Source organism: Burkholderia sp. BCC0044 (genome assembly GCF_902832955.1).
Taxonomy (GTDB): domain Bacteria; phylum Pseudomonadota; class Gammaproteobacteria; order Burkholderiales; family Burkholderiaceae; genus Burkholderia.
Genome location: NZ_CADFDO010000005.1, coordinates 242,303 through 263,634, shown reverse-complemented (window position 1 = coordinate 263,634; position 21,332 = coordinate 242,303). Strand labels below are relative to the sequence as shown.

22 protein-coding genes are annotated in these 21,332 nt (G+C 68.7%); 7 read left to right on the top strand and 15 right to left on the bottom strand.

The features are described from left to right. Nucleotides 1-11: 11 nt before the first annotated feature. From glmU to HWX14_RS29165, 4 genes are all read right to left on the bottom strand, one after another. A complete protein-coding gene (gene glmU / locus HWX14_RS29180) occupies nucleotides 12-1,373 on the bottom strand; it encodes a bifunctional UDP-N-acetylglucosamine diphosphorylase/glucosamine-1-phosphate N-acetyltransferase GlmU (RefSeq protein ID WP_175885783.1) in 1,362 nt (453 codons plus the stop codon). 134 nt (nucleotides 1,374-1,507) lie between these two features. Then, nucleotides 1,508-2,488, bottom strand: a complete 981-nt coding sequence (gene ttcA / locus HWX14_RS29175; RefSeq protein WP_175885782.1) for a tRNA 2-thiocytidine(32) synthetase TtcA — start codon at nucleotides 2,486-2,488, stop codon at nucleotides 1,508-1,510. Then, nucleotides 2,485-2,889, bottom strand: a complete 405-nt coding sequence (locus HWX14_RS29170) for a dihydroneopterin aldolase (RefSeq protein ID WP_012329363.1) — start codon at nucleotides 2,887-2,889, stop codon at nucleotides 2,485-2,487. The genes ttcA and HWX14_RS29170 overlap by 4 nt, the downstream gene beginning before the upstream one ends. Nucleotides 2,890-2,964: 75 nt before the next feature. Next, on the bottom strand, nucleotides 2,965-3,708 hold the full coding sequence (locus HWX14_RS29165; RefSeq protein ID WP_175885781.1) for an SDR family oxidoreductase: 744 nt from the start codon (nucleotides 3,706-3,708) through the stop codon (nucleotides 2,965-2,967). A gap of 13 nt (nucleotides 3,709-3,721) precedes the next feature. On the opposite strand from HWX14_RS29165, the gene HWX14_RS29160 reads away from it, so the two are divergent. Both HWX14_RS29160 and HWX14_RS29155 read left to right on the top strand, forming a co-directional pair. Continuing rightward, a complete protein-coding gene (locus HWX14_RS29160; protein WP_175885780.1) occupies nucleotides 3,722-4,912 on the top strand; it encodes an SAM-dependent methyltransferase in 1,191 nt (396 codons plus the stop codon). Nucleotides 4,913-4,925: 13 nt separating this feature from the next. Then, nucleotides 4,926-5,120: a DUF2905 domain-containing protein gene (locus tag HWX14_RS29155; protein WP_006484654.1), complete on the top strand. Its 195-nt coding sequence runs from the start codon at nucleotides 4,926-4,928 to the stop codon at nucleotides 5,118-5,120. A gap of 24 nt (nucleotides 5,121-5,144) precedes the next feature. Here HWX14_RS29155 and HWX14_RS29150 read toward each other — a convergent pair whose 3' ends face one another. From HWX14_RS29150 to HWX14_RS29125, 6 genes are all read right to left on the bottom strand, one after another. Then, on the bottom strand, nucleotides 5,145-5,366 hold the full coding sequence (locus HWX14_RS29150) for a hypothetical protein (protein ID WP_027785622.1): 222 nt from the start codon (nucleotides 5,364-5,366) through the stop codon (nucleotides 5,145-5,147). A 119-nt stretch (nucleotides 5,367-5,485) separates the two neighbouring features. Next, nucleotides 5,486-6,394 (bottom strand): carbohydrate kinase, encoded by a 909-nt coding sequence (locus HWX14_RS29145; protein WP_175885779.1) that lies wholly within the window; start codon nucleotides 6,392-6,394, stop codon nucleotides 5,486-5,488. Then, nucleotides 6,391-7,671 (bottom strand): AGE family epimerase/isomerase, encoded by a 1,281-nt coding sequence (locus HWX14_RS29140; protein ID WP_175885778.1) that lies wholly within the window; start codon nucleotides 7,669-7,671, stop codon nucleotides 6,391-6,393. The genes HWX14_RS29145 and HWX14_RS29140 overlap by 4 nt, the downstream gene beginning before the upstream one ends. Next, the gene (locus tag HWX14_RS29135; RefSeq protein WP_175885777.1) at nucleotides 7,668-8,687 is read right to left on the bottom strand and encodes a LacI family DNA-binding transcriptional regulator; all 1,020 of its coding nucleotides are present in this window, start codon (nucleotides 8,685-8,687) and stop codon (nucleotides 7,668-7,670) included. Before HWX14_RS29135 ends, HWX14_RS29140 begins: the two co-directional genes overlap by 4 nt. Nucleotides 8,688-9,067: 380 nt before the next feature. Then, nucleotides 9,068-10,909, bottom strand: a complete 1,842-nt coding sequence (locus HWX14_RS29130; protein WP_175885776.1) for a phosphodiesterase — start codon at nucleotides 10,907-10,909, stop codon at nucleotides 9,068-9,070. A gap of 271 nt (nucleotides 10,910-11,180) precedes the next feature. After that, nucleotides 11,181-12,212 (bottom strand): bile acid:sodium symporter family protein, encoded by a 1,032-nt coding sequence (locus tag HWX14_RS29125; RefSeq protein WP_175885775.1) that lies wholly within the window; start codon nucleotides 12,210-12,212, stop codon nucleotides 11,181-11,183. Between the two features lie 346 nt (nucleotides 12,213-12,558). On the opposite strand from HWX14_RS29125, the gene HWX14_RS29120 reads away from it, so the two are divergent. From HWX14_RS29120 to HWX14_RS29110, 3 genes are all read left to right on the top strand, one after another. Further along, nucleotides 12,559-13,050 (top strand): peptide-binding protein, encoded by a 492-nt coding sequence (locus tag HWX14_RS29120; protein ID WP_175885774.1) that lies wholly within the window; start codon nucleotides 12,559-12,561, stop codon nucleotides 13,048-13,050. Nucleotides 13,051-13,395: 345 nt separating this feature from the next. Further along, nucleotides 13,396-14,472 (top strand): porin, encoded by a 1,077-nt coding sequence (locus HWX14_RS29115; protein WP_175885773.1) that lies wholly within the window; start codon nucleotides 13,396-13,398, stop codon nucleotides 14,470-14,472. Between the two features lie 194 nt (nucleotides 14,473-14,666). Further along, nucleotides 14,667-15,629, top strand: a complete 963-nt coding sequence (locus tag HWX14_RS29110) for a LysR family transcriptional regulator (RefSeq protein WP_006477616.1) — start codon at nucleotides 14,667-14,669, stop codon at nucleotides 15,627-15,629. A 114-nt stretch (nucleotides 15,630-15,743) separates the two neighbouring features. Here HWX14_RS29110 and HWX14_RS29105 read toward each other — a convergent pair whose 3' ends face one another. Then, on the bottom strand, nucleotides 15,744-16,703 hold the full coding sequence (locus HWX14_RS29105; protein WP_175885772.1) for a nitronate monooxygenase family protein: 960 nt from the start codon (nucleotides 16,701-16,703) through the stop codon (nucleotides 15,744-15,746). Between the two features lie 239 nt (nucleotides 16,704-16,942). Between HWX14_RS29105 and HWX14_RS29100 the strand changes: the two genes are divergently transcribed. Beyond that, entirely contained in the window at nucleotides 16,943-17,839 is an 897-nt protein-coding gene (locus tag HWX14_RS29100) for an alpha/beta hydrolase (protein WP_175885771.1), read from the top strand. Nucleotides 17,840-17,895: 56 nt separating this feature from the next. Here the strand turns inward: HWX14_RS29100 and HWX14_RS29095 are convergent, their stop codons facing one another. Further along, nucleotides 17,896-18,387, bottom strand: coding sequence for an Lrp/AsnC family transcriptional regulator (locus HWX14_RS29095; protein ID WP_050014344.1), 492 nt, complete (start codon nucleotides 18,385-18,387; stop codon nucleotides 17,896-17,898). A gap of 112 nt (nucleotides 18,388-18,499) precedes the next feature. On the opposite strand from HWX14_RS29095, the gene HWX14_RS29090 reads away from it, so the two are divergent. Then, on the top strand, nucleotides 18,500-19,402 hold the full coding sequence (locus HWX14_RS29090) for a DMT family transporter (protein ID WP_175885770.1): 903 nt from the start codon (nucleotides 18,500-18,502) through the stop codon (nucleotides 19,400-19,402). A gap of 254 nt (nucleotides 19,403-19,656) precedes the next feature. Here HWX14_RS29090 and HWX14_RS29085 read toward each other — a convergent pair whose 3' ends face one another. From HWX14_RS29085 to HWX14_RS29075, 3 genes are read right to left on the bottom strand one after another with little or no spacing between them, the layout of a single operon-like run. Then, nucleotides 19,657-19,863: a DUF1289 domain-containing protein gene (locus HWX14_RS29085; protein ID WP_175885769.1), complete on the bottom strand. Its 207-nt coding sequence runs from the start codon at nucleotides 19,861-19,863 to the stop codon at nucleotides 19,657-19,659. Next, nucleotides 19,860-20,366: a YbaK/EbsC family protein gene (locus HWX14_RS29080; RefSeq protein ID WP_089488878.1), complete on the bottom strand. Its 507-nt coding sequence runs from the start codon at nucleotides 20,364-20,366 to the stop codon at nucleotides 19,860-19,862. Before HWX14_RS29080 ends, HWX14_RS29085 begins: the two co-directional genes overlap by 4 nt. Before the next feature lie 26 nt (nucleotides 20,367-20,392). After that, nucleotides 20,393-21,325, bottom strand: a complete 933-nt coding sequence (locus tag HWX14_RS29075) for a hydroxymethylglutaryl-CoA lyase (RefSeq protein WP_175885768.1) — start codon at nucleotides 21,323-21,325, stop codon at nucleotides 20,393-20,395. Nucleotides 21,326-21,332 lie beyond the last annotated feature (7 nt).

Here is a 21,332-nt window from a genome sequence, read left to right as displayed (position 1 = left end):
CCGCAAAAGGTTCAGCTCTTTTTCTTGACCGGGCGGACGTAGCCGCTCTTCGCGGTCTGCGTCTTCTCGTTCAATGCGAGGACGCCTTCGGCGACGTCCTTCCAGATCGTCGTGCCGGCCGCGATCGTCACGCCGCGGCCGACGCGCACGGGCGCGACGAGCTGCGTGTCGGAGCCGACGAACACGTCGTCCTCGATCACGGTGCGGAACTTGTTCGCGCCGTCGTAGTTGCAGGTGATCGTGCCCGCGCCGATGTTCACGCGCGCGCCGATGTCGGCGTCGCCGATGTACGTGAGGTGGTTCGCCTTCGAGCCGTGGCCGATCACCGCGTTCTTCACCTCGACGAAGTTGCCGACGTGCGCTTCGTCCGCGAGTTGCGCGCCGGGGCGCAGCCGCGCGTACGGGCCGATCACGGTGTGCGCGCCGAGTTCGGCGCCGTCGATGTGCGTGAACGCGTCGATGCGCGTGCCCGCGCCGATCGATGCGTTGCGGATCACGCAGTTCGCGCCGATCGTCACGTTGTCGGCGAGCGTCACGTTGCCTTCGAACACGCAGTTCACGTCGATCGATACGTCGCGGCCGCAGCGCAGCGCGCCGCGCACGTCGAGGCGCGCCGGATCGGCGAGCGTGACGCCGTCGACGAGCAGCGCATCGGCGACGGTGCGCTGATGGATGCGTTCGAGCTCCGCGAGCTGCGCCTTGCTGTTCACGCCGAGCGTTTCCCATTCGTCGTCGGGCTGCGACGTGACGACCTCGAAGCCGGCCTCGATCGCGAGTTCGACGACGTCGGTCAGGTAGTACTCGCCCTGCGCGTTTTCGTTCTTCAGCGCGCCGAGCCACATCGACAACTGGGCCGTCGGCGTGACGATGATGCCGGTGTTGATCTCGGCGATCCGCAGCTCGTCCGGCGACGCATCCTTCTGCTCGACGATGCGCGTGACGAAGCCGGCCGCGTCGCGCACGATCCGGCCGTAGCCGGTCGGGTCGTCGAGCGTGACGGTCAGGATCCCGTAGCGGCCGTCGCGCGCGGCGTCGACGAGACGCTGCAGCGTCGACGCGCGCGTGAGCGGCACGTCGCCGTACAGCACGAGCGTCGGCTGGGCGGGATCGAGAAGCGGCAGCGCCTGGCGCACCGCGTGGCCGGTGCCGAGCTGTTCTGCTTGCACGGCGAACTGGACGTCGGGTGCGGCGACGGCGGCCTGGACCTGCTCGGCGCCGTGGCCGACGACGACGACGAGCCGGGACGGCTGCAGCGTGCGCGCGGTGTCGATGACGTGGGAGAGGAGCGGCCTGCCGGCCAGTGGGTGAAGCACTTTCGGCAGCGCGGAACGCATGCGCTTGCCGGTGCCTGCCGCCAAAATCACGATATTCATGGCGCGCGCTTGGGTCAGAGTTCGAAGCCGTCCATTTTAGCATGCGGCCCTTGTCGCTCCGGGCCTGTCGCGGCGCGGCGACAACGCCGAAACGAGGCCGCCGGCCCCGGTTTCGGCGGGCGTTCCGGCCCTGCTTACAGGTCGTCGAACTGGACGATCGAGATCGGTTGGGCGGCGCCCGGCGCAGCGGAGTCGTCGCCCGATGCGCACGGCTCCTCGTCGAACGCGATGTCGCCTTGCGGATCGGCTTCGCCCGTCGCGCGCAGCGACTGGAACGGGTACAGCGTCGTGTCCATCAGGTGCGACGGCACGACCTTCGCGAGCGCGTTGAACATGTTCTCGACGCGGCCCGGGAAGCGCTTGTCCCATTCGCGGATCAGCGCCTTCATTTCCGCACGCTTCAGGTTCGGCTGGCTGCCGCACAGGTTGCACGGGATGATCGGGAATTCGCGCAGTTCCGCGTATTTCTCGAGATCGGTTTCCTTCACGTACGCGAGCGGGCGGATCACGATGTTCTTGCCGTCGTCCGACTGCAGCTTCGGCGGCATCCCCTTCAGCTTGCCGCCGTAGAACATGTTCAGCAGCAGCGTCTGCACGATGTCGTCGCGGTGATGGCCGAGCGCGATCTTGGTCGCGCCGAGCTCGCCGGCCACGCGGTACAGGATCCCGCGGCGCAGCCGCGAGCACAGCGAGCAGGTCGTCTTGCCTTCCGGCACGAGCCGCTTGACGATGCTGTAGGTGTCCTGGTTCTCGATGTGGAACGGCACGCCGACCTGCTTCAGGTATTCGGGCAGCACGTGCTCGGGGAAGCCCGGCTGCTTCTGGTCGAGGTTCACCGCGACGATGTCGAAGTCGATCGGCGCACGCTCGCGCAGGCGCAGCAGCACGTCGAGCATCGCGTAGCTGTCCTTGCCGCCCGACAGGCACACCATCACCTTGTCGCCCTGTTCGATCATGTTGTAGTCGCCGATCGCCTGGCCGACCTGGCGCACGATCCGCTTGAACAGCTTGTTGTTCTCGTACGCTTCCTTCTGCTCGCGGCGCGTCAGCGCGGGGCGGCCGGTTTCGGCGGTCGTGGCGTCGGCCGCCATGTCATTCATGTGGGGGGCGTTCATGCGCGCTCCTCGTCCTTGATGCGAAAGACTTCGACGCCGACGGCGTCGCAGTCCGGATAGGCGTCCGGTTTCTCGGTACGGACACGTACCGCGCGCACGGTATCGTGCGCCAGCAGGTGCGCGGCGATCGAATCGCACAGCGTTTCCTGCAGGTGGATGTGGCCGCGCGCCAGGCTCTGCGCGACGCTCTGCTTCATCAGGTCGTAGTCGACGACTTCGTGCAGCCGGTCGTCGACGGGGGTGGACAGCGCGAGCGGCACGAACAGGTCGATGTTGATGACGACGCGTTGCTCGCCGCGCTTCTCGTGTTCGAAGGCCCCGATGTTGATGTGCACCTCGTAGTCGCGCAGGTAGAGCCTGCGGCAATCCGCGAGGCGGGGGTGCAGGAGAGCGGAAAACATGGTCGTCCCAGTCAAATTGGCGTGCGCGCACGCAAAGCGGCGCGGGCGGCGGCGGTCAGGCCGCGCCCGCGCGGTTCATTCATTCGGGCCGGCGGCCGGCGGCACCAGGTGCTCGCCGCCGTCGACGGTCAGCGTCGCGCCCGTGACGCCGGGCGCGCTCGCGAGATAGCAGGCGGCCGCCGCGATGTCGTCCGCGTGCGGCGCGTGGCCGCGCACGAGCGCCGCGACCCGCACCTTCGGCGCGAGCGCCAGCGCGAGCGCCGACGTCGCGCGGTGCAGCGCGGCCTGCATCAGCGCGTGCGACAGCTGCGCCGGTGCCGGGTGAAACAGGGCCTGATCCAGTACGTGGATCGCGCACGCGCGCAGCGTTTCGTCGTCGCGCGCGGCGTCGGGCGTCGCATCGGCGAGCGCGCGGGCCAGCGCGAGCGGCGCCGTCACGTTGCGCGCGAGCGCGGCGGCGAGCGACGCGGCGTCGACCGTGTGCGCGTCGTCGGCGCCCGCGCTGGCGCTGACGAACACCGCGCACGCGGGCCGGCCGAGCGCTTCGCCGCATGCGGCGACGAGCGCGGCCGCTTCGGCTTCCAGGGCCGGATCGGCGTCGAGCACGGCCGCGCGGCGGCCGAGCGCCGCGACTTCGGCGACGAGCGCGTCGGCGGCCGCGCGCGGCGCGCCATGGCTGCGCTGCAGCGCGACGTCCCAGCCACGGCGGGCGAAACCCGTCGCGAGCGCACGGCCGATCGACGCGGCGTCGGCCGCGCTGCCCAGGGCGCCCGTGACGAGCACCACGCGTGGGGTCGACGTATCGGCTGAAACGGTCATTTACAATGCCGGGATGAACCCGAAAGCTCACGAACCCGCTAGTTTACCTGCTCCCGGCCCTGACGCGCTTGCGCAGTCCGAAACCCTCGCCGCGCAACTGCGCGACGAGATCGCCGCGACCGGCGGCTGGCTGCCGTTCGACCGCTTCATGGAGCGCGCGCTGTATGCGCCGGGCCTCGGCTATTACAGCGGCGGCGCGCGCAAGTTCGGGCGCCGCGCCGACGACGGCAGCGACTTCGTGACGGCCCCCGAGCTGTCGCCGCTGTTCGCGCAGACACTCGCGAATCCTGTCGCCGAAGCACTGGCGGCGAGCGGCACGCGCCGCGTGATGGAATTCGGCGCCGGCACCGGCAAGCTCGCGGCCGGGCTGCTTGCGGCGCTCGACGCGTCGGGCGTCGAACTCGACGAATACCTGATCGTCGACCTGTCCGGCGAGCTGCGCGAACGGCAGCGCGACACGATCGAAGCCGCGGTGCCGGCGCTGGCTGCGAAGGTGCGCTGGCTCGACGCGCTGCCCGAGCGGTTCGACGGCGTCGTGGTCGGCAACGAGGTGCTCGACGCGATGCCGGTGCGCCTCTTCGCGAAGGCGAGCGGCGCGTGGCGCGAGCGCGGCGTCGCGCTCGACGCGCGGCACGCGTTCGTGTTCGACGATCGGCCGGTCGGCGCGGCCGGCCTGCCGGCGGTACTCGCGACGCTCGACGTCGGCGACGGCTACGTGACCGAAACGCACGAGGCCGCGCTCGCGTTCACGCGCACCGTCTGCACGATGCTGGGCCGCGGCGCGGTGCTGCTGGTCGACTACGGTTTTCCCGCGCACGAGTACTACCACCCGCAGCGCGACCGCGGCACGCTGATGTGCCACTACCGTCACCACGCGCACGACGATCCGTTCGTGTACCCGGGGCTGCAGGACATCACCGCGCACGTCGAATTCACCGGCATCTACGACGCGGGCGTCGCGACCGGCGCCGATCTGCTCGGCTACACGTCGCAGGCGCGCTTCCTGCTGAATGCGGGCATCACCGACGCGCTGGCCGCGATCGACCCGTCCGATATCCACGCCTTCCTGCCGGCCGCGAACGCGGTGCAGAAGCTGATCTCGGAGGCCGAGATGGGCGAGCTGTTCAAGGTGATCGCGTTCTCGCGCGGAATCGACGGCACGCTCGACGCGTTTGCGCGCGGCGACCGTTCGCACGCGCTCTGACGGGGAACCCGGGATGCTGCGCTGGCTGATGGCGTCGTTCGTCGCGGTGATGATCCTGACGCGCTGCTGGCCGTGGCTCGGCAAGCTCGGCATCGGGCGGATGCCGGGCGACGTCACGCTGACGCTCGGCGGGCGGCGCTACCCGTTCCCGTTCATGTCGACGCTGGTGCTGACGATGCTGGTATCGATGGTGGCGCGGCTGCTCTGAGCCGCGCCGAAAAAGGGACGCGCGTCACAGCTCGATCTCGCCGAGAATCCGGTGCGCGAGCGCCTTCGCCTCGTCGAACGCTTCTTCCTCGCTGGGGCTCGTCGAGTGGACGTCGTAGCGCATGTTCTCGGTGTCGTCCCCGTCGTCGCGCGCGAGGATCACGTAACCCTGGAACTGCCCGTTGCCCGCATGCTGGGTATGCGCCTTGGCCGTGTAGATGCCTTTCGTGAACGTGTTGGTGTCCATCGTGCTCTCCCGCAAAAAGGACGCTTCATCGTAGCACTGCGGCGCAGCATGGTGAATGCGGTTTATCGGTGACGGATCAACGATCCGCCACCGTTCCTCACCGTCCCTTCTTCATCCGTTCAACCTTCGAGCAGCGCGACGACCTCGTCGAGCGTCGGCGCGTGCGCGCCCGTGTGCCGGCACGCGGCGGCGCCGGCCGCCAGCGCGAACGCGAGATGCTCGCGCCAGCCGCGCTGCGGCGCGGCCATCAGGCTGAACAGCAGGCCGCCGATCGACGCGTCGCCCGCGCCGACGGTGTCGGCCACCTCCACGCGCGGCGGGCTGGCCTCGTGCACGTCGCCGTCCGCGTAGAGCGTCGCCGCCTGCGCGCCGCGCGTGACGAGCACGGCCGCCCGCGGGTTCAGCGCGCGCACCGCCGCGATCGCGTCGGGGCCGTCGCCGCCGAACAGGTGCCGCAGGTCTTCGTCGGATACCTTGATGAGGTCGGCGAGGCCGGCCATCTTCTCCAGCGTCGGCCGGAACGCGGCCGTCATCAGGTTCCGGTAGTTCGGATCGAAGCTGATCTTCACGCCGCGCGCGTGCAGGTCGGCCGCGAGCGCGACGAGCGTGCTCGCCAGCGGTTCGCGCACGAGGCTGATGCAGCCGAAATGCGCCCATTGCACGTGCTCGGTCCAGCCGGCCGGCAACCGCGCGGGATCGAACGCGAGGTCAGCGCTCGCTTCGCCGATGAAGAAGTACGCGGGCGGGCGCGTCTCGTGGACGATCGCGAGCAGCGGCGGCCGCGCGACGCGCTGCAGGAAGCGCAGGTCGAGCCCGGCCGCTTCGCTCGCGCGCCACAGCACCTCGGAGAAGCAGTCCTCGCCGATCGCGCCGGCGAGCGCGCTCGGTATACCGAGCCGCGCGACCGCGCGCGCGACGTTCCAGCCGGCGCCGCCCGGCACCGACGTCCACTGCGCGTCGCCTGCGCGCACCATGTCGGTCAGGATGTCGCCCGCCGACACGAAAGCCGGAAAGGTGCCGCCGCTCATTGCGTCGGCTTGCTGCGTTGCATCCGCGCGAGGGTCGCGAGCACGTCGTAGCAGGCGCCCATCGTGTGATAGTCGGTCTTGCCGGCCGGGCTCTTCTCGTCGCTGTACTTGCGGTTGTCGCAGGTGAGGATCCGGTACCACGCGCCATAGCGGTGATCGACGAAATGCGCCCAGCTGTAGCGCCAGATCTCGTCGTACCAGTCCCAGAAGCGCTCGCTGCCGGTGCGCGCGCCGAGCATCGCGGCGGCCGCGAAGGTTTCCGCCTGCACCCAGAAATACTTGTTGTGGTCGCAGATCGTGAAGTCGGGGCCGAAGCCGTAGCAGAGGCCGCCGTGATCGGCGTCCCACGCGTGCGTGAGCGCCGCGTCGAACAGCTCGGCCGCGCGCGGCGCGAGCCAGTCGAGCGGGCGGTGCCGCTCGAGGATCAGCAGCAGCTTCGCCCATTCGGTCTGGTGGCCGGGCTGGAAGCCCCACGGACGGAAGATGTTCGAACTGTCTTCCTTGTTGTAGTCCCAGTCGATCGACCAGTCCGCATGGTAGTGCTCCCACACGAGCCCGCCCGACAGCGCGGCCTGGCGCTGCGTGATGTGGGAGGCCAGCTTTTCCGCGCGATCGAGGTACGTGAGGTGGCCGGTCGCCTCGTACGCGGCGAGCAGCGCTTCCGTCATGTGCATGTTCGCGTTCTGGCCGCGATACGTCGACACGATCCAGTTCGGCGTCGCATCGTCCGCATACAGGCCCGCGGCCGCATCCCAGAAGCGGTGCTCGGCGAGCTCGTAGGTGGCCGCGATCAGCGGGCGCGCTTCGTCGATGCCGGCCATCGTCGCGTGCGCGGCAGCCAGCAGCACGAACGCGAGCCCGTAGCAGTGGCGCGTGCCGTCGAGCGTCGCGTGCTTCGCGCCGTCGCGCCAGTCGAGTTCCCAGTCGTAGCCCTGCAGCGCGTCGTCCCAGTGCGCGTCGCGCAGGAAGCGCAGCCCGTGGCGCGCGTAGTCGAGGTGGCGCGGATCGCCGAAATGGCGGTACGCCATCGCGTAGTTGAAGACGAACCGGCAGGTGCTGACGAGGTGGCGTGACGTGCGGTTGTAGATGCTGCCGTCGTCGCGGAAGTAATGGTAGAAGCCGCCCGTCGGGTCGAATGCGTTGGTCGCGTAGAAGCGCAGCGTGTCTTCGATGTGCGACAGCAGGAACGACGGGTCGCGGAAGCTCGCGACGAACGGTGCCGCTTGCGCGTGGCTGACCGGCGCGGCGGCGCGGGAGTGGACCGGGGGCATGTTCATGATTCTTGGACCGTGGCGGTATCGAGTGCCGGGGAGCCGGCGGGCTGGCTGCTGGCCCGCACGATCAGCTCGACGGGCAGGGAAATCTCGGTGCGCTCGGGCGCTTCGGCGAGCAGCAGCTCGACGCCGCGGCGGCCGAGCGCTTCCTTGTCGACCGCGAGCGTCGTGAGCGGCGGGCTCGCGTGCGCGGCGGCCGGGATGTCGTCGAAGCCGACGATCGCGATGTCGTCCGGAATCCGCAGGCCGCGCGCGATGCACACGCGCTGCGCGGCCAGCGCGGCCGCGTCGTTGTACGCGAACACGGCTTCGGGGCGCGGGCCGGGCGCGTCGAGCAGTTGCTCCATCGCACGCGCGGCGCCCGTGTCCGGGTCGAGCCCCGCGTCGATCGTCACTTCGTACGCGGGATCGAACAATCGCCCGGCTTCGAAGAACGCGCGCCGGTAGCCGATCGCGCGCTGCGCGATGCTGTAGTGCGCGGCCGAGCCGCCGATGAAGGCGATCCGCGAGCGGCCGGTGGCGAGCAGGTGACGCATCGCGAGCGCCGCGCCCGTCGCGTTGTCGATGTTGACCGAGCGCAGCCCGGGCGCCCACAGGTCGATCAGCACGAGCGGCCGGCCGGTGGCGGCGAGCGCCTCGATCGTCTCCGGTTCGATGAAGCCGGCGACCGCGATCGCATCGGGCGCATGCGGGCGCATCTGGCGCAGCACGTCGTCGTTCGGGCCGACCGTGAGCAGCGTCGGCACGATGCCGCGCTCGCGGCACGCGTCCTCGACGCCGTGCAGCACGTGCGAGAAGAACGGGCTCGCGGGAAAGCGGTTGTGCTGGCGGTGCAGCAGGAAGGTGAGCCGGCGGATGCGCGGCCGCAACTGTGCGGGATCGTAGCCGAGCTGCCGCGCGATCTCGACGATGCGCGCACGCGTGGCTTCGGACAGCCCGGGCTGGTTTTTCAGCGCGCGCGAGACGGTGCCGATCGAGACCTCTGCCGCCCGCGCCACATCGCGAATGGTCGTACCCATCGTTCGGGGTCCGTTGTTTAGGGTGGAAGCGATTGTATAGTAAACCGCATCGCGAAATTCGGGCCGGATAACCGGGGAATACCCGCGAATAACGGCTTTTTACGCGCTAATCTGCGAAAACGCCGTTACTAAAAATACTAAACAAAACGCGAAAAAGGCAAGGTCGGGGTGGGGGTGTCGGGGCAGCCGGCGGAGCAGAGGGAAAGCGGCGGCAGCCGGCGCGCGGGCCAGCGTGATGGCGCGGCGCCCCGTCGTGGCCTGCGCGTGGCGACGACGGGGAAGCCGTTGCGCAACAGCCTGACCTTGGGCCGGACAGATATCGGGAGGCGGCTCGCACGGTGCGCCGGCGTTTCCGTGGGCCCCCGACGATTGCCCGCCGTTCAGCCCGCCGCCATCACCACGGGCGGTTCGCCGCGGTGGCGCAGCGCGGCACGGCCGGCATCGAGATCGACGACCGCGAGCCCGTCCGGCTGCTGCTTCGCCCGCCGCTTCGCGAGCGCCGCGACCGACGCGATCTCGTCGCTGCCGTAGCGTTTCGCGCCGTGCGCGCCGGCCGGCACGCCGACCGCGCCGATCGCCATCGTCACGAAGCCGAAGAATGCCGGGTTGCCGTGGCGGTCCTCGCCGCGCAGCCCGCCCGCCTGCCGGTCGGCCTGCGTGTAGAAGAGCCGCGCGCCGTCGTTGAAGCGCGCGATCGCGTCGGCGGCGCGCTCGCGCCAGTCGTCGCGCTGGAACAGCACGAGGAAATCGTCGCCGCCGACGTGGCCGAGAAAGTCGCGCTGCGGATCGCACACGCCGGCCAGCACCGTCGCGGCGAACTTCAGCACTTCGTCGCCTTGCCAGTAGCCGTACTGGTCGTTGAACGGCTTGAACTGGTTCAGGTCGACGTAGCACGCGTGGAAGCCGGCGTCGCGCTGGAGCAGCCGGTCGATGTGCGCGCTGATCGGGATGTTGCCGGGCAGGAAGGTCAGCGGATTCGCGTAGCGCGCGGCCTCGATGCGCATCTCGGTCACCGTGCGCACCAGGCTCTCGCCGGTGCCGAGCCCGACATAGCGGCCGTGCTCGGTGATCACGAACCCGTCGGCGAGATAGCGCTGGTCGTGGCTCGCGAGCAGCATCGCGAGCTCCTCGAACGTGGTCGCGTTGTCGATCATCAGCGGCGCATCGTTCGCGAACTGCAGGCATGGCTTCTTGCCGAACACCTCGCGGTGATACGGCAGCGCGAAACGGTCGATGAAGCCGCGGCGATTCACGAGCGCGACGGGCCGCCCGCGCTCGACGAGCGCGACCGCGTGCAGGTCGGGCATCCGGTTGAACAGGTCGAGCACGTCGTTGCTGGTCGCGTCGCGCGGCAGCGCCGGGGCGGGCACGAGCATCTTCCCGGCGATCGTGCCGGCCGGCCGCACCGCGCGCGTCAGGCCGGGAAACACCGCGATGTGCGGCGCGCGGATCGCGTCGCGCGCGGCCGGCGCGACCACCCGCGACGGCTGCGCGTTCGGCCGGCCGAGCAGGAAGCCCTGCACGCAGCAGATGCCCATGTCGCGCACGACGATCAGGTCGCATTCGTTCTCGATGCCTTCCGCGATCAGTTGCGCGCCGCTCGCATGCGCGAAGTGCTGCATCGCCTTCACGGCTTCGAACTTGAGCGGGTCGTGCGCGATGTCGTGGATGAAGAAGCGGTCGATCTTCACGACGTCCGGATGCAGGCGCAGCCACAGGTTCATGCTCGCGTTCGCGGTGCCGTAGTCGTCGAGCGCGAACTGGATGCCGGCGTCGCGCAGCGACGCGACCGCGGGCCCGATGTCCGCGAGATCGGGAATCGCGTTCTGCTCGGTGAGCTCGATCACGATGCGCTCGGCGCCGACCCGCGCGCGGCCGAGGAACGCGCGTGCGCGCTCGCGTTCGCTGGCGAGCGTGAGGATCGTGCCCGCGCTGAAATTGAGGAACAGCTTGCCGTCGCAGCCGAGCGCCGCGAACGCGTCGACGCAGGTGAGCGCGGCGGCCCGTTCGAGCGCGATGGTTTCGCCTTCGCGCGCGGCCTGCGCGAACAGCGCGGCGGGCGGCTCGAGCTCGGTGCCGCGCGGGCCTCGGATCAGCCCTTCGTAACCGACGACCGTCCCCGACCCGAGGTCGACGATCGGCTGGAAAACGGCGGCGAGCGCGCGATCCGCGATCAGGCGCGTGGTGCGGGTGGCGGCGGAATCGGAGGAGGGCGCGGGCATGGGCGAGGGCAGCCGAATCGACGGGACGACCGGCTTAACGGCATCGCTCGCGGAGAATTGAATGAAGATTTTGTGACACGAGGGGCGTTGCCGGTGCATCGCGCCGGGCCCACGCCGGCGCGTGGTGCGAAGGGGGCGGACGGGATGCGGCGCGTTGAAGGCGGAAAGCGGAAAGCGGAAAGCGGAAAGCGGAAAGCGGAAAGCGGAAAGCGGAAGGCGGAAGGCGGAAGGCGGAAGGCCGCCACCAGCGGCCATCGCGCCCCCGGACGCATCAGCGCTTGCCCGCGCTCAGCGCACCGGAGGCGGCTGCCGCGCCGCCCTCGACGTGCTCGCCGCTCGTGTCGCGAGCGCCCCAGCGCTGCGCGAGCGCCGCGCACGCCATCAACTGAATCTGGTGGAACAGCATCAGCGGCAGCACGATCGCGCCGACCGCGTTCGCCGAGAAGATCACTTTCGCCATCGGCACGCCGGCCGCGAGGCTCTTCTTCGACCCGCAGAAGATGATCGTGATCTGGTCGGCGCGGTTGAAGCCGAGCCGCTTGCTGACGAACGCGGTCAGCAGCAGCGCGATCGCAAGCAGTACGAGGTTCACGACGAGCAGGCCGCCGAGCGCGCGCGGCGGAATCTGGTGCCACAGCCCCTCGTTGACGGCCTCGCTGAACGCGACGTAGACGACCAGCAGGATCGAGCCCTGGTCGACGAAGCGCAGCACGCCGCGATTGCGGTCGATCCAGCCGCCGATCACGGGCCGCAGCAACTGCCCGGCGATGAACGGCACGAGCAGCTGCATCACGATGCTGCCGACGGTGCTCCACGGCGACGCGGCCGCGGCCGACTGCGACGTGATCATCAGCCCGACGAGCGCCGGCGTGACGAAGATCCCGAGCAGGCTTGACGCCGATGCCGCGCACACGGCGGCCGGCACGTTGCCCTTCGCGATCGACGTGAACGCGATCGACGACTGGACCGTCGACGGCAACGTGCACAGGAACAGCACGCCCGCATACAGCGTCGGCGTGACGAGCGGCTGCAGCACGGGTTTCAGCGCGAGGCCGAGCAGCGGGAACAGCGCGAACGTGCTGAGCAGCACGACCGCGTGCAGCCGCCAGTGCGTCGCGCCCGCGACGACGGCCTCGCGCGACAGTTTCGCGCCGTGCAGGAAGAACAGCAGGCCGACGGCGATGTTGGTCGCCCAGTTGAACGCATGGGCGGCCGGGCCGCGGCACGGCAGCAGGCTCGCGAGCACGACGGTGCCGACGAGCGCGAGCGTGAAGTTGTCGGGGACAAAACGGGGACGGGCCATCGGGAACTCGATTCGGAAATGGCGAAAGCGCGCGTCGCGCGCGCGGATGGCGCTATTGTCCCGGTTGGCAATTCACCAAACAAATTCATTATGCGAATCGATTGATGAATCGAGCGCATGCAGAGGCGGCCGCCGTACCGGTCCGGCCCCGCCCGAAACCGCAGAAGAATGTTCTGCCGCGATCCCGCGCCGAAGCGAAAAAACCTAGCAGTAACATGGTGTTACACCGATGCCGGCGACATAACACTTTTTGGCTCGACACACTTTCCGCCCGCTCATAAATTACTGCTGAAAGCCTTGGGTCGGCCGAAAGGAACCGACGGCGGGCGTCGATGGGCACGGAACGATGACGGAACGGGTGAAACGGAAGATCGGACGATGGGCGGCAGGCGTGCTCGGCGCGCTGCTGATGCCGCTCGCGCTGGCTCAGCCGCCCCATGGCGGTCACGGGTTCGGCGGCCACGGCTTCGGCGGCGGCGACATGCGCGCGTACGGTCAGCCGGCCGGCGGCTCCGCCGGCGGTCCGGTCTGGCGCCGCGTTCCGCCGCCTGCCGGCGTGCGTCCCGGCGGCGTGAGCGGCTCGGGCTCCCGCTGGGGGCTGCGCCCGACGCCGTCGTACGGCCATTACGCCGCGCAAAGCCCGTATCGGCCGATCAGCGCCGAAGTCCGCCAGATGCCGCGCCCGCCGGGCGGCGGTAACGTCCCGCTGCGGGCCGGCTCGATCCGCGCCGATGTCGCCCGCTACAACGAGGAGCGCGGCGGTCGCCCGATGCCGCCGCCCCGCTCGCAGGAAGAGCCTGCGCACTCGCCGTCTTTCTCCCCGTTCTACCGAAACTGAGCGCCCCGGCGCTCGTCCCCTTGCCGGCTGATGCGAATTCGCCACAGTCGCGCGCAGATTTCCGCTGATTTTCCCGCCGCATTGCGCTATCTTTCGCGCCCGGTACGCGTATGCCGCGCCGCCGCCCGCCCGTGCGACCGCGTTCGCGCCGGGCCGCCGCCGTGCATCCGGCCATGGATACATGCCGCGAAGTTAATGCCGGCGCTATACCCGCAATAAGTGTGCGCAATTTTGACCGGACGAATGATCCGTAAAGATGGCTGCGCCCCATACGACGCAAGCACTCGGCTCCAAACAACAACGCTCGCGCCACTTATCGACTATCCGACAAAACCTGGAGATCCCATGAAAGCATTCGCCCGCCGTGCGTCGCGCACGTCCGTCAAGCTGATCGCCGCAGCCGCCTGCGTGGCGGCTGCCGCACCCGTCCATGCGCAGTCGAGCGTGTCGCTCTACGGGCAGGTTGACGAATGGGTCGGCGCCACCAAGTTCCCGGGCGGCGATCGTGCGTGGAACGTGTCGGGCGGCGGCATGTCGACGTCGTACTGGGGGCTGCACGGCGCCGAGGATCTCGGCGACGGCTACAAGGCGATCTTCACGCTGGAGAGCTTCTTCCGCGCGCAGAACGGCCAGTACGGCCGCTTCCAGGGCGACACGTTCTTCGCGCGCAACGCGTACGTCGGCATCAGCTCGCCGTACGGCACGGTGACGGCGGGCCGCCTGACGACGCACCTGTTCCTGTCGACGATCCTGTTCAACCCGTTCTACGACTCGTACACCTTCTCGCCGATGGTGTATCACGTGTTCCTCGGCCTCGGCACGTTCCCGACCTATCCGAGCGACCAGGGCGCGGTCGGCGATTCGGGCTGGAACAACGCAGTCGGGTACACGTCGCCTTCGTTCGGTGGCCTGAATTTCGGCGCGATGTACGCACTCGGCAACCAGGCCGGCGACAACCGTTCGAAGAAGTGGAGCGCGCAGTTCAACTACGCGAACGGCCCGTTCGCGGCGACCGCCATGTATCAGTACGTGAACTTCAACAACGGCCCGCAGGACCTGAGCGCGCTCGTGACCGGCATGAAGAGCCAGGGCATCGCGCTGCTCGGCGCGACCTACGACCTGAAGCTCGTGAAGCTGTTCGGCCAGTACATGTATACGAAGAACGACCAGGTCGCGGGCAGCTGGCACGTGAATACCGCGCAGGGCGGCGTGTCGGTGCCGATCGGCGTGGGCAACGCGATGGCGTCGTATGCGTACTCGCGCGACGCGGGCGGCCTCGACCAGACGCGCCAGACCTGGGCCGTCGGCTACGACTATCCGCTGTCCAAGCGCACCGACGTCTACGCGGCCTACATGAACGATCACATCAGCGGCCTGTCGACCGGCAACACGTTCGGCGCAGGCATCCGCGCGAAGTTCTGAAGCACGCGCGATCGGTGCGCCGGCCGCGCGGTCAATCGCGCGTGCCAGGTGCATGTTTTCCCGCCCGTCATTTCTCGCACGAAACGGCGCCGCCACCCGCGGCGCCGTTTTGCCTTTCTTGACCTTTCTGTTTCCTCGCCTTTGTTACCCTATCTCGTAATTGGTTGATTCCCCCGGGATTGCGAGCTAGTTCGATGGATACCCTCGTCAGCATGAATGTGTTTCGCTACGTCGTCGAAGTGGGCAGCTTCGTCGGCGCGGCGGAGCGCATGCAGATGTCGGCGGCGATGGCGAGCAAGCACGTGATGCACCTCGAGCAGCAGCTCGGCGCGCGGCTGCTGCATCGCACGACACGACGCGTCGCGCCCACCGAGGCGGGACGTGAATACTATGAGCGCCTCGTGCAGGCGCTGTCCGAACTCGACGAAGCCGGCCAGGCCGTCGGCGCCGCGAGCGTGGTGCCGCAAGGCAGGCTGCGCGTGACGTCGCTGTCCGCGTTCGGGCTGCGGCACGTGATGCAGGCCGTCACCGATTATGCGGGTCGGTTCCCGGACGTGACCGTCGACATGACGTTGTCCGATCGCGTGGTCGACCTGATCGAGGAAGGCTATGACGTCGCGGTGCGCGCGGCGCCGAACGGACTGAAATCGTCGTCGCTGGTCGCGCGCCAGATCGCGACCGCGCACATCCTGCTGGTCGCGTCGCCCGAGTATCTCGAGAAGCACGGCACGCCGCAGACGATCGCCGATCTCGCGAACCACAACTACCTGCGGCGCGATTCGAATTCGACGATGCTCGATTCGCTGGTGATCGACGCGGCCGCCGCGTCACGCGTGAGCCTGAACGGCAACCTGATCGTGAACCATCTCGAAGGGCTGCGCGCGGCCGTGCTCGCCGGCGCGGGCATCGCGCTGCTCGGCACCGAAGTGGTCGGCGACGACATCGAATCGGGCCGGCTCGTGCCGGTGCTGCTCGATTCGGTGCCGCCGCACGAGGCGCCGATCTATGCGGTGTACGCGAGCCGGCGTCACGTGTCCGCGAAGGTGCGCTCGTTCGTCGATTTTCTCGCTGCGCGTTTCGAAGGGCAGTCGCTGTGCCCGTCGATCGAATCGCGCCTGCGCGTGCTGCCGATCACGCGGATGAAGCGCGCGGTCTGAGCCGCGTCGTCCGCTGCGACGGGGCAACAAAAAAGCGCGAACCGCTGCGGTTCGCGCTTTTCGTTTGGTGCGACGATTTCGCGTCGATGGCGGCCGTGACGGCCGCCGCATCCGTCAGCGCGGGATGCCGAGCCGCGCCTTCGCGTCGTCGTATTCGCGCTTGAGTCGCTCGACGAGCGCGCCCACGCTCGGCAGGTCGTCCATCAGGCCGACGCCCTGGCCGGCGCCCCAGATGTCCTTCCATGCCTTCGTCTTGTCGCTGCCGAAATTCATCTTGGTCTTGTCGGATTCCGGCAGCGCGTCCGGATCGAGGCCGGCCTTCTCGATGCTCTCGCGGATGTAGTTGCCGTGCACGCCGGTGAAGAGGTTCGTGTAGATGATGTCCGACGATTTCGCGTTCACGATCGCGTGCTTGTAGTCGTCGATCGCGTGCGCTTCCTGCGTCGCGATGAAGCGCGTGCCCATGTACGCGAAATCCGCGCCCATCGCCTGCGCGGCGAGGATCGAGCCGCCGTTCGCGATCGAGCCGGACAGCACGATCGGGCCGTCGAAGATCTTGCGGACTTCGCCGACCAGCGCGAATGGCGACGTCGTGCCCGCATGGCCGCCGGCGCCGGCCGCGACGAGGATCAGCCCGTCGACGCCGGCTTCGAGCGCCTTCTGCGCGTGGCGCAGGTTGATCACGTCGTGCAGCACGATGCCGCCGTAGCTGTGCACCGCGTCGACGATCTCGCGCGCCGGCGCGCGCAGGCTCGTGATGAAGATCGGCACCTTGTGCTCGACGCACACGCGCACGTCGTGCTCGAGCCGCGCGTTCGACTGGTGGACGATCTGGTTGACCGCGATCGGGCCGATCATCGCATCGGGATGTTTCGCCTGGTGGTCGGCGAGCTCGGACTGGATCTGCGTGAGCCACTCGTCGAGCAGTTCGGCCGGGCGCGCGTTGAGCGCGGGGAACGAACCGACGATGCCCGCCTTGCATTGCGCGAGCACGAGTTCGGGGTAGCTGACGATGAACATCGGCGACGCGATGACGGGCAGCGTCAGGTTCTGCAGGACGGTGGGCAATGCCATGTGATGTCTCCAGTCTCCGGGGGCGTTGCGGTCGGACGATGATTCGAGTGTAGCCTCGCAAGCGGTTCGTTCATATTAATACGAACGGTCGTGCGATTCTACGCGAGCTTAACAAACTCCGCCGTGTGCCGGCAATCGAGTGAGTGTTCTCTTTCTACGATTTCGCATGCTTACTCCGCTGTGAAGACGCGCCAGCACTCATAAAATAGCCGCCATAACAAACCAACGAGAAACAAACCATGTCGTTTGAGGCGTTTGCACCGTTTCGCGTGACGGTGCAGGACACCGACATTTTCGGTGTCAAAGGAGGCGCGGGTCCGCCGCTGCTATTGCTGCACGGCCATCCGCAGACTCACATGATCTGGCATCGCGTTGCCGCGACGCTCGCGAATCACTTCACGGTGATCGCCACCGACCTGCGCGGCTACGGCGCATCGGGTCGGCCGCCGAGCGACGCGCGGCACACGCCGTATTCGAAACGGGCGATGGCGGCGGATCAGGTCGCCGTGATGCGGCATTTCGGCTTCGAGCAGTTCCACGTATGCGCGCACGATCGCGGCGCGCGGGTCGCGCACCGGCTCGCGCTCGATCACGCGGATGCCGTCGAGCGGATGATGCTGCTCGACATCGCGCCGACGCTCGCGATGTACGAGAAAACCGATCGCGCGTTCGCGACCGCGTATTTCCACTGGTTCTTCCTGATCCAGCCCGAGCCGTTGCCCGAGACGCTGGTCGGCGCGCACACCGATGCGTACATCGAGCGCGTGATGGGCAACCGGTCGGCCGGGCTGGCGCCGTTCGCGCCCGAGGCGCTCGACGCGTACCGGGCGGCGCTTGCGCAGCCGGGCGCCGTGCATGCGATGTGCGAGGACTACCGCGCGTCGGCGACGATCGATCTCGAGCACGACCGTGCGGATCTCGAGCGCGGCAACAAGGTCGCGTGCCCGCTGCGCGTGCTGTGGGGCGAGCACGGCGTCGTCGGCCGCTGCTTCGATCCGCTCGACGAGTGGCGGCGCGTCGCGCGCGACGTCAGCGGTCGCGCACTCGACTGCGGGCACTACATTCCGGAAGAGGCGCCCGCCGCGCTGATCGACGAACTGCTCGCATTCTTCGACGCGCGCGACGCGGCCGCGTGACGATGCGGGCGGCGTGCGCCGCCCGCGGCTCGGTGGTGGTGCGCGCCGCGTGCGGCTCAGCGGTGCGCGTGATCGTCCTCGACGAGCGGCGGCAGGCGGCGCGGCACGGGCGTCGATTTCACGATCGCGGTGCTCGTCTCCGCGCGCTCCGTCACCTTCGACAGGATGTCGTCGAGGTGCTCGATCGTGCGCAGGTAGAGCCGGCAGATGAAGCAGTCGTCGCCGGTGACCTTGTCGCATTCGACGAATTCGGGAATCCGCCGCAGCAACTCCTCGACCAGGTGCAACTGGCCCGGCAGCGGTTTCACGCGGACGATCGCCTGCAGCGTGTAGCCGAGCGCGCGCGGATCGAGTTCGACGGTGAACGCGGCGATCACGCCTTGCGCCTCGAGCCGTCGCACGCGGTCGGCGGTCGCGGGCGCCGACAGCCCGATCTGCCGGGCGAGTTCGCTGGTCGCGATGCGCGCGTCGTCGGCCAGCGCGGCGACGATCGCGCGGTCGGTCGCGTCGAGCGACGCGACGGCGGGCGGGGAAAGGCGTTTCGGCATGCTCGCTTTGCTTTCGAAGGTGAATTGGCTGATTCACTTCAGTTTAGTCATGGTTGCGGCGAAAGCAAGTTTCTAGAATCGAACTCATCCCCGCTTTTCAACGGAGTTCATGATGGCCTCGAATGAAATTCGCCGCGGCGCCGCCGAGATGATCGTCGCGATGCTGATGTCCGGTACGATCGGCTGGCTCGTGATGTCGTCGCGGCAGCCGTTGACCAATGTCGTGTTCTTCCGCTGCATATTCGGCGCCGCGACGCTCGCGATCGTCTGCGCGGCGCTCGGTTTCCTGCGCCGCTCGCTGTTCTCGCCGCGGATGCTCGTGCTCACGATGCTCGGCAGCCTCGCGATCGTCGCGAACTGGCTGCTGCTGTTCGCCGCCTATTCGCGCGCGTCGATCTCGATGGCGACCGCCGTCTACAACACCCAGCCGTTCATGCTCGTCGCGCTGGGCGCCATCGTGTTCCGCGAGCGGATCACCGCGTCGACGCTCGCGTGGCTCGTGCTCGCGTTCGCCGGGCTGGTGTTCGTGGTGCGCGTCGAGCCGGCCGTGCTCGCGGTGCCCGGCGAATACCTGGAAGGGGTCGCGCTGTCGCTCGGCGCGGCGTTCCTGTATGCGATCTCGTCGATCATCACGAAGCACCTGAAGGGCACGCCGCCGCATCTGCTCGCGCTGCTGCAGGTCGGCCTCGGCATCCTGCTGCTCGCGCCGTTCGCGCGCTTCGACACGTTGCCGGCGACGGCCGGGCAATGGGCCGACCTGATCGTGCTGGGCATCGTCAATACGGGGCTGATGTACGTGCTGCTGTACGGCGCGGTCCAGAAGCTGCCGACCGCGATGACGGGTGCGCTGTCGTTCGTCTATCCGGTCGTCGCGATCGCCGTCGATCGCGTCGCGTTCGGGCAGACGCTCGCGTGGACGCAGGTGTTCGGCGCATTGCTGATCCTGCTCGCGGCGGCCGGCGTGAACCTCGGCTGGCGCATCGTGCCGGCGCGTCGCGCGACGGTCGGCAACTGAAACGGTCATACGATTCGGCGCGGCCGCGCGCTCACTTAGCGGCCCGTCGAATGCCCGTGTCGGGAATGAAGATTGCCTGCGGAATGACGTCGTGCGGACGTCACGCGCATCGATGAAAAGCGCTGTAAGAAGTTGTAGGGAAACACCCGATGCGATGCGGTCGCGTCGCTCGTATGATGCGGGCTGTGACGTTGATCACGTTCACAGGATTCCGATCTCGATGCCGTTCGCCCGTGAGGCTGAACGGCTTTTTTTTATGTCTCGCTTCCCGCGATCAGCCGCCGCCGCGCGTCCAGCCGCGCGAGCAGCGCGCGCCGCGCATCGTCGTCCGACGCACGCCATTCCTTGATCTCGCCGCGCGTGCGCAGGCAGCCCGCGCACCAGTCGGTGCGCGGATCGATCCGGCAGACGTCGGTGCACGGCGATGCGACCGTGGCGACCGGCATCGTCGCGTCGCTCATGCGGGCTCCCGCAACGCGACGTCCGCGACCGGCGCGCCCGTCAGCGACACGAGCTCGTGCGGAGACAGGTTGAACACCGCGTGCGGATGGCCGGCGGCGGCCCACAGGCTGTCGAGCGCGAGCAGGTCGGCGTCGATCAGCGTGACGGGTTCGACCAGATGGCCGATCGGGCAGACGCCGCCGATCGCATAGCCGGTGTTGTCGCGCACGAACTTCGCATCCGCACGGCCGACCGGGCCGACCTGCGCGGCGACCTTCTTCTCATCCACGCGGTTCACGCCGCTCGCGACGACCAGCACGGGCGCGCCGTCGGCCTGCCGGCGAAACAGGATCGACTTCGCGATCTGCGCGACCGAGCAGCCGAGCCCGGCCGCGGCCTCGGCCGACGTCTTGCCGGTTTCGGCGAGCATCACGATGCCTTTTGCATGGCCGCGCTCGCGCAGCAGCAGCGCGACGCGTCGCGCGGAATCGGGGAGGGAATCGAATGAAGCGGGTGTCGTCATGTTGGGGAATCCGTGGGATGGCGTGATCAGACGCAGTTCGCGGCGTCGGCCGCGCTCTGCGCCTTGGCGAGCAATGCACGACCGGCGCGCGACACGTTCGCGCGGCCGATCGCGTTCGAGATGAAGTCGCCGGCAGCGACGACCTGCGCGAGATCGATGCCGGTCTCGATGCCGAGGCCCTGCATCAGGTACAGCACGTCCTCGGTCGCGACGTTGCCGGTCGCGCCCTTCGCGTACGGGCAGCCGCCGAGGCCCGCGACCGACGCGTGGAAGATCTCGATCCCTTCGAACAGCGCCGCGTAGATGTTCGCGAGCGCCTGGCCGTAGGTGTCGTGGAAGTGGCCCGACAGGCGTTCGCGCGGGAACACGCGCGTGACCGCGGACAGCACCTCGCGCGTGCGCTTCGGCGTGCCGACGCCGATCGTGTCGGCGATGTCGATCTCGTCGCAGCCGAGCGCGGCGAAGCGCTCGACGACGTCGACGACCGACGCGACCGGCACCTCGCCCTGGTACGGGCAGCCGAGCGTGCACGACACGCTGCCGCGCAGCCGCAGGCCCGCGTCCGTCGCGGCCTTCGCGACGGGCTCGAAGCGCGCGATGCTCTCGGCGATGCTGCAGTTGATGTTCCGCTGCGAGAACGCTTCGCTCGCCGCGCCGAAGATCACGACTTCGTCCGCGCGGGCGGCGAGCGCGTGCTCGAAGCCCTTCAGGTTCGGCGTGAGCACCGAATACACGGTGCCCGCGCGGCGCTCGATGCCGGCCATCACGTCGGCGCCGTCGGCCATCTGCGGCACCCATTTCGGCGACACGAACGACGCGGCCTCGACGTTGCGGAAGCCGGCGCGCGACAGCCGGTCGACGAGCGCGATCTTCACGTCGGTCGGCACGAAGGTCTTCTCGTTCTGCAGGCCGTCGCGCGGGCCGACTTCGACGATCTTGACGGCGGTGGGGAACGTCATGGTTGTC

What these genes read in the sequence shown, in the direction of transcription:
- HWX14_RS29155 (WP_006484654.1), top strand. Translation starts at nt 4,926, where the DNA reads ATGCTGCGCTGGCTGATGGCGTCGTTCGTCGCGGTGATGATCCTGACG.
- HWX14_RS29170 (WP_012329363.1), bottom strand. Translation starts at nt 2,889, where the DNA reads ATGTTTTCCGCTCTCCTGCACCCCCGCCTCGCGGATTGCCGCAGGCTC.
- HWX14_RS29140 (WP_175885778.1), bottom strand. Translation starts at nt 7,671, where the DNA reads ATGAACATGCCCCCGGTCCACTCCCGCGCCGCCGCGCCGGTCAGCCAC.
- HWX14_RS29100 (WP_175885771.1), top strand. Translation starts at nt 16,943, where the DNA reads ATGTCGTTTGAGGCGTTTGCACCGTTTCGCGTGACGGTGCAGGACACC.
- HWX14_RS29090 (WP_175885770.1), top strand. Translation starts at nt 18,500, where the DNA reads ATGGCCTCGAATGAAATTCGCCGCGGCGCCGCCGAGATGATCGTCGCG.
- HWX14_RS29125 (WP_175885775.1), bottom strand. Translation starts at nt 12,212, where the DNA reads ATGGCCCGTCCCCGTTTTGTCCCCGACAACTTCACGCTCGCGCTCGTC.
- HWX14_RS29105 (WP_175885772.1), bottom strand. Translation starts at nt 16,703, where the DNA reads ATGGCATTGCCCACCGTCCTGCAGAACCTGACGCTGCCCGTCATCGCG.
- HWX14_RS29075 (WP_175885768.1), bottom strand. Translation starts at nt 21,325, where the DNA reads ATGACGTTCCCCACCGCCGTCAAGATCGTCGAAGTCGGCCCGCGCGAC.
- HWX14_RS29095 (WP_050014344.1), bottom strand. Translation starts at nt 18,387, where the DNA reads ATGCCGAAACGCCTTTCCCCGCCCGCCGTCGCGTCGCTCGACGCGACC.
- HWX14_RS29120 (WP_175885774.1), top strand. Translation starts at nt 12,559, where the DNA reads ATGACGGAACGGGTGAAACGGAAGATCGGACGATGGGCGGCAGGCGTG.
- HWX14_RS29150 (WP_027785622.1), bottom strand. Translation starts at nt 5,366, where the DNA reads ATGGACACCAACACGTTCACGAAAGGCATCTACACGGCCAAGGCGCAT.
- HWX14_RS29110 (WP_006477616.1), top strand. Translation starts at nt 14,667, where the DNA reads ATGGATACCCTCGTCAGCATGAATGTGTTTCGCTACGTCGTCGAAGTG.
- HWX14_RS29080 (WP_089488878.1), bottom strand. Translation starts at nt 20,366, where the DNA reads ATGACGACACCCGCTTCATTCGATTCCCTCCCCGATTCCGCGCGACGC.
- HWX14_RS29160 (WP_175885780.1), top strand. Translation starts at nt 3,722, where the DNA reads ATGAACCCGAAAGCTCACGAACCCGCTAGTTTACCTGCTCCCGGCCCT.
- HWX14_RS29165 (WP_175885781.1), bottom strand. Translation starts at nt 3,708, where the DNA reads ATGACCGTTTCAGCCGATACGTCGACCCCACGCGTGGTGCTCGTCACG.
- ttcA (WP_175885782.1), bottom strand. Translation starts at nt 2,488, where the DNA reads ATGAACGCCCCCCACATGAATGACATGGCGGCCGACGCCACGACCGCC.
- HWX14_RS29145 (WP_175885779.1), bottom strand. Translation starts at nt 6,394, where the DNA reads ATGAGCGGCGGCACCTTTCCGGCTTTCGTGTCGGCGGGCGACATCCTG.
- HWX14_RS29115 (WP_175885773.1), top strand. Translation starts at nt 13,396, where the DNA reads ATGAAAGCATTCGCCCGCCGTGCGTCGCGCACGTCCGTCAAGCTGATC.
- HWX14_RS29135 (WP_175885777.1), bottom strand. Translation starts at nt 8,687, where the DNA reads ATGGGTACGACCATTCGCGATGTGGCGCGGGCGGCAGAGGTCTCGATC.
- HWX14_RS29130 (WP_175885776.1), bottom strand. Translation starts at nt 10,909, where the DNA reads ATGCCCGCGCCCTCCTCCGATTCCGCCGCCACCCGCACCACGCGCCTG.
- glmU (WP_175885783.1), bottom strand. Translation starts at nt 1,373, where the DNA reads ATGAATATCGTGATTTTGGCGGCAGGCACCGGCAAGCGCATGCGTTCC.
- HWX14_RS29085 (WP_175885769.1), bottom strand. Translation starts at nt 19,863, where the DNA reads ATGAGCGACGCGACGATGCCGGTCGCCACGGTCGCATCGCCGTGCACC.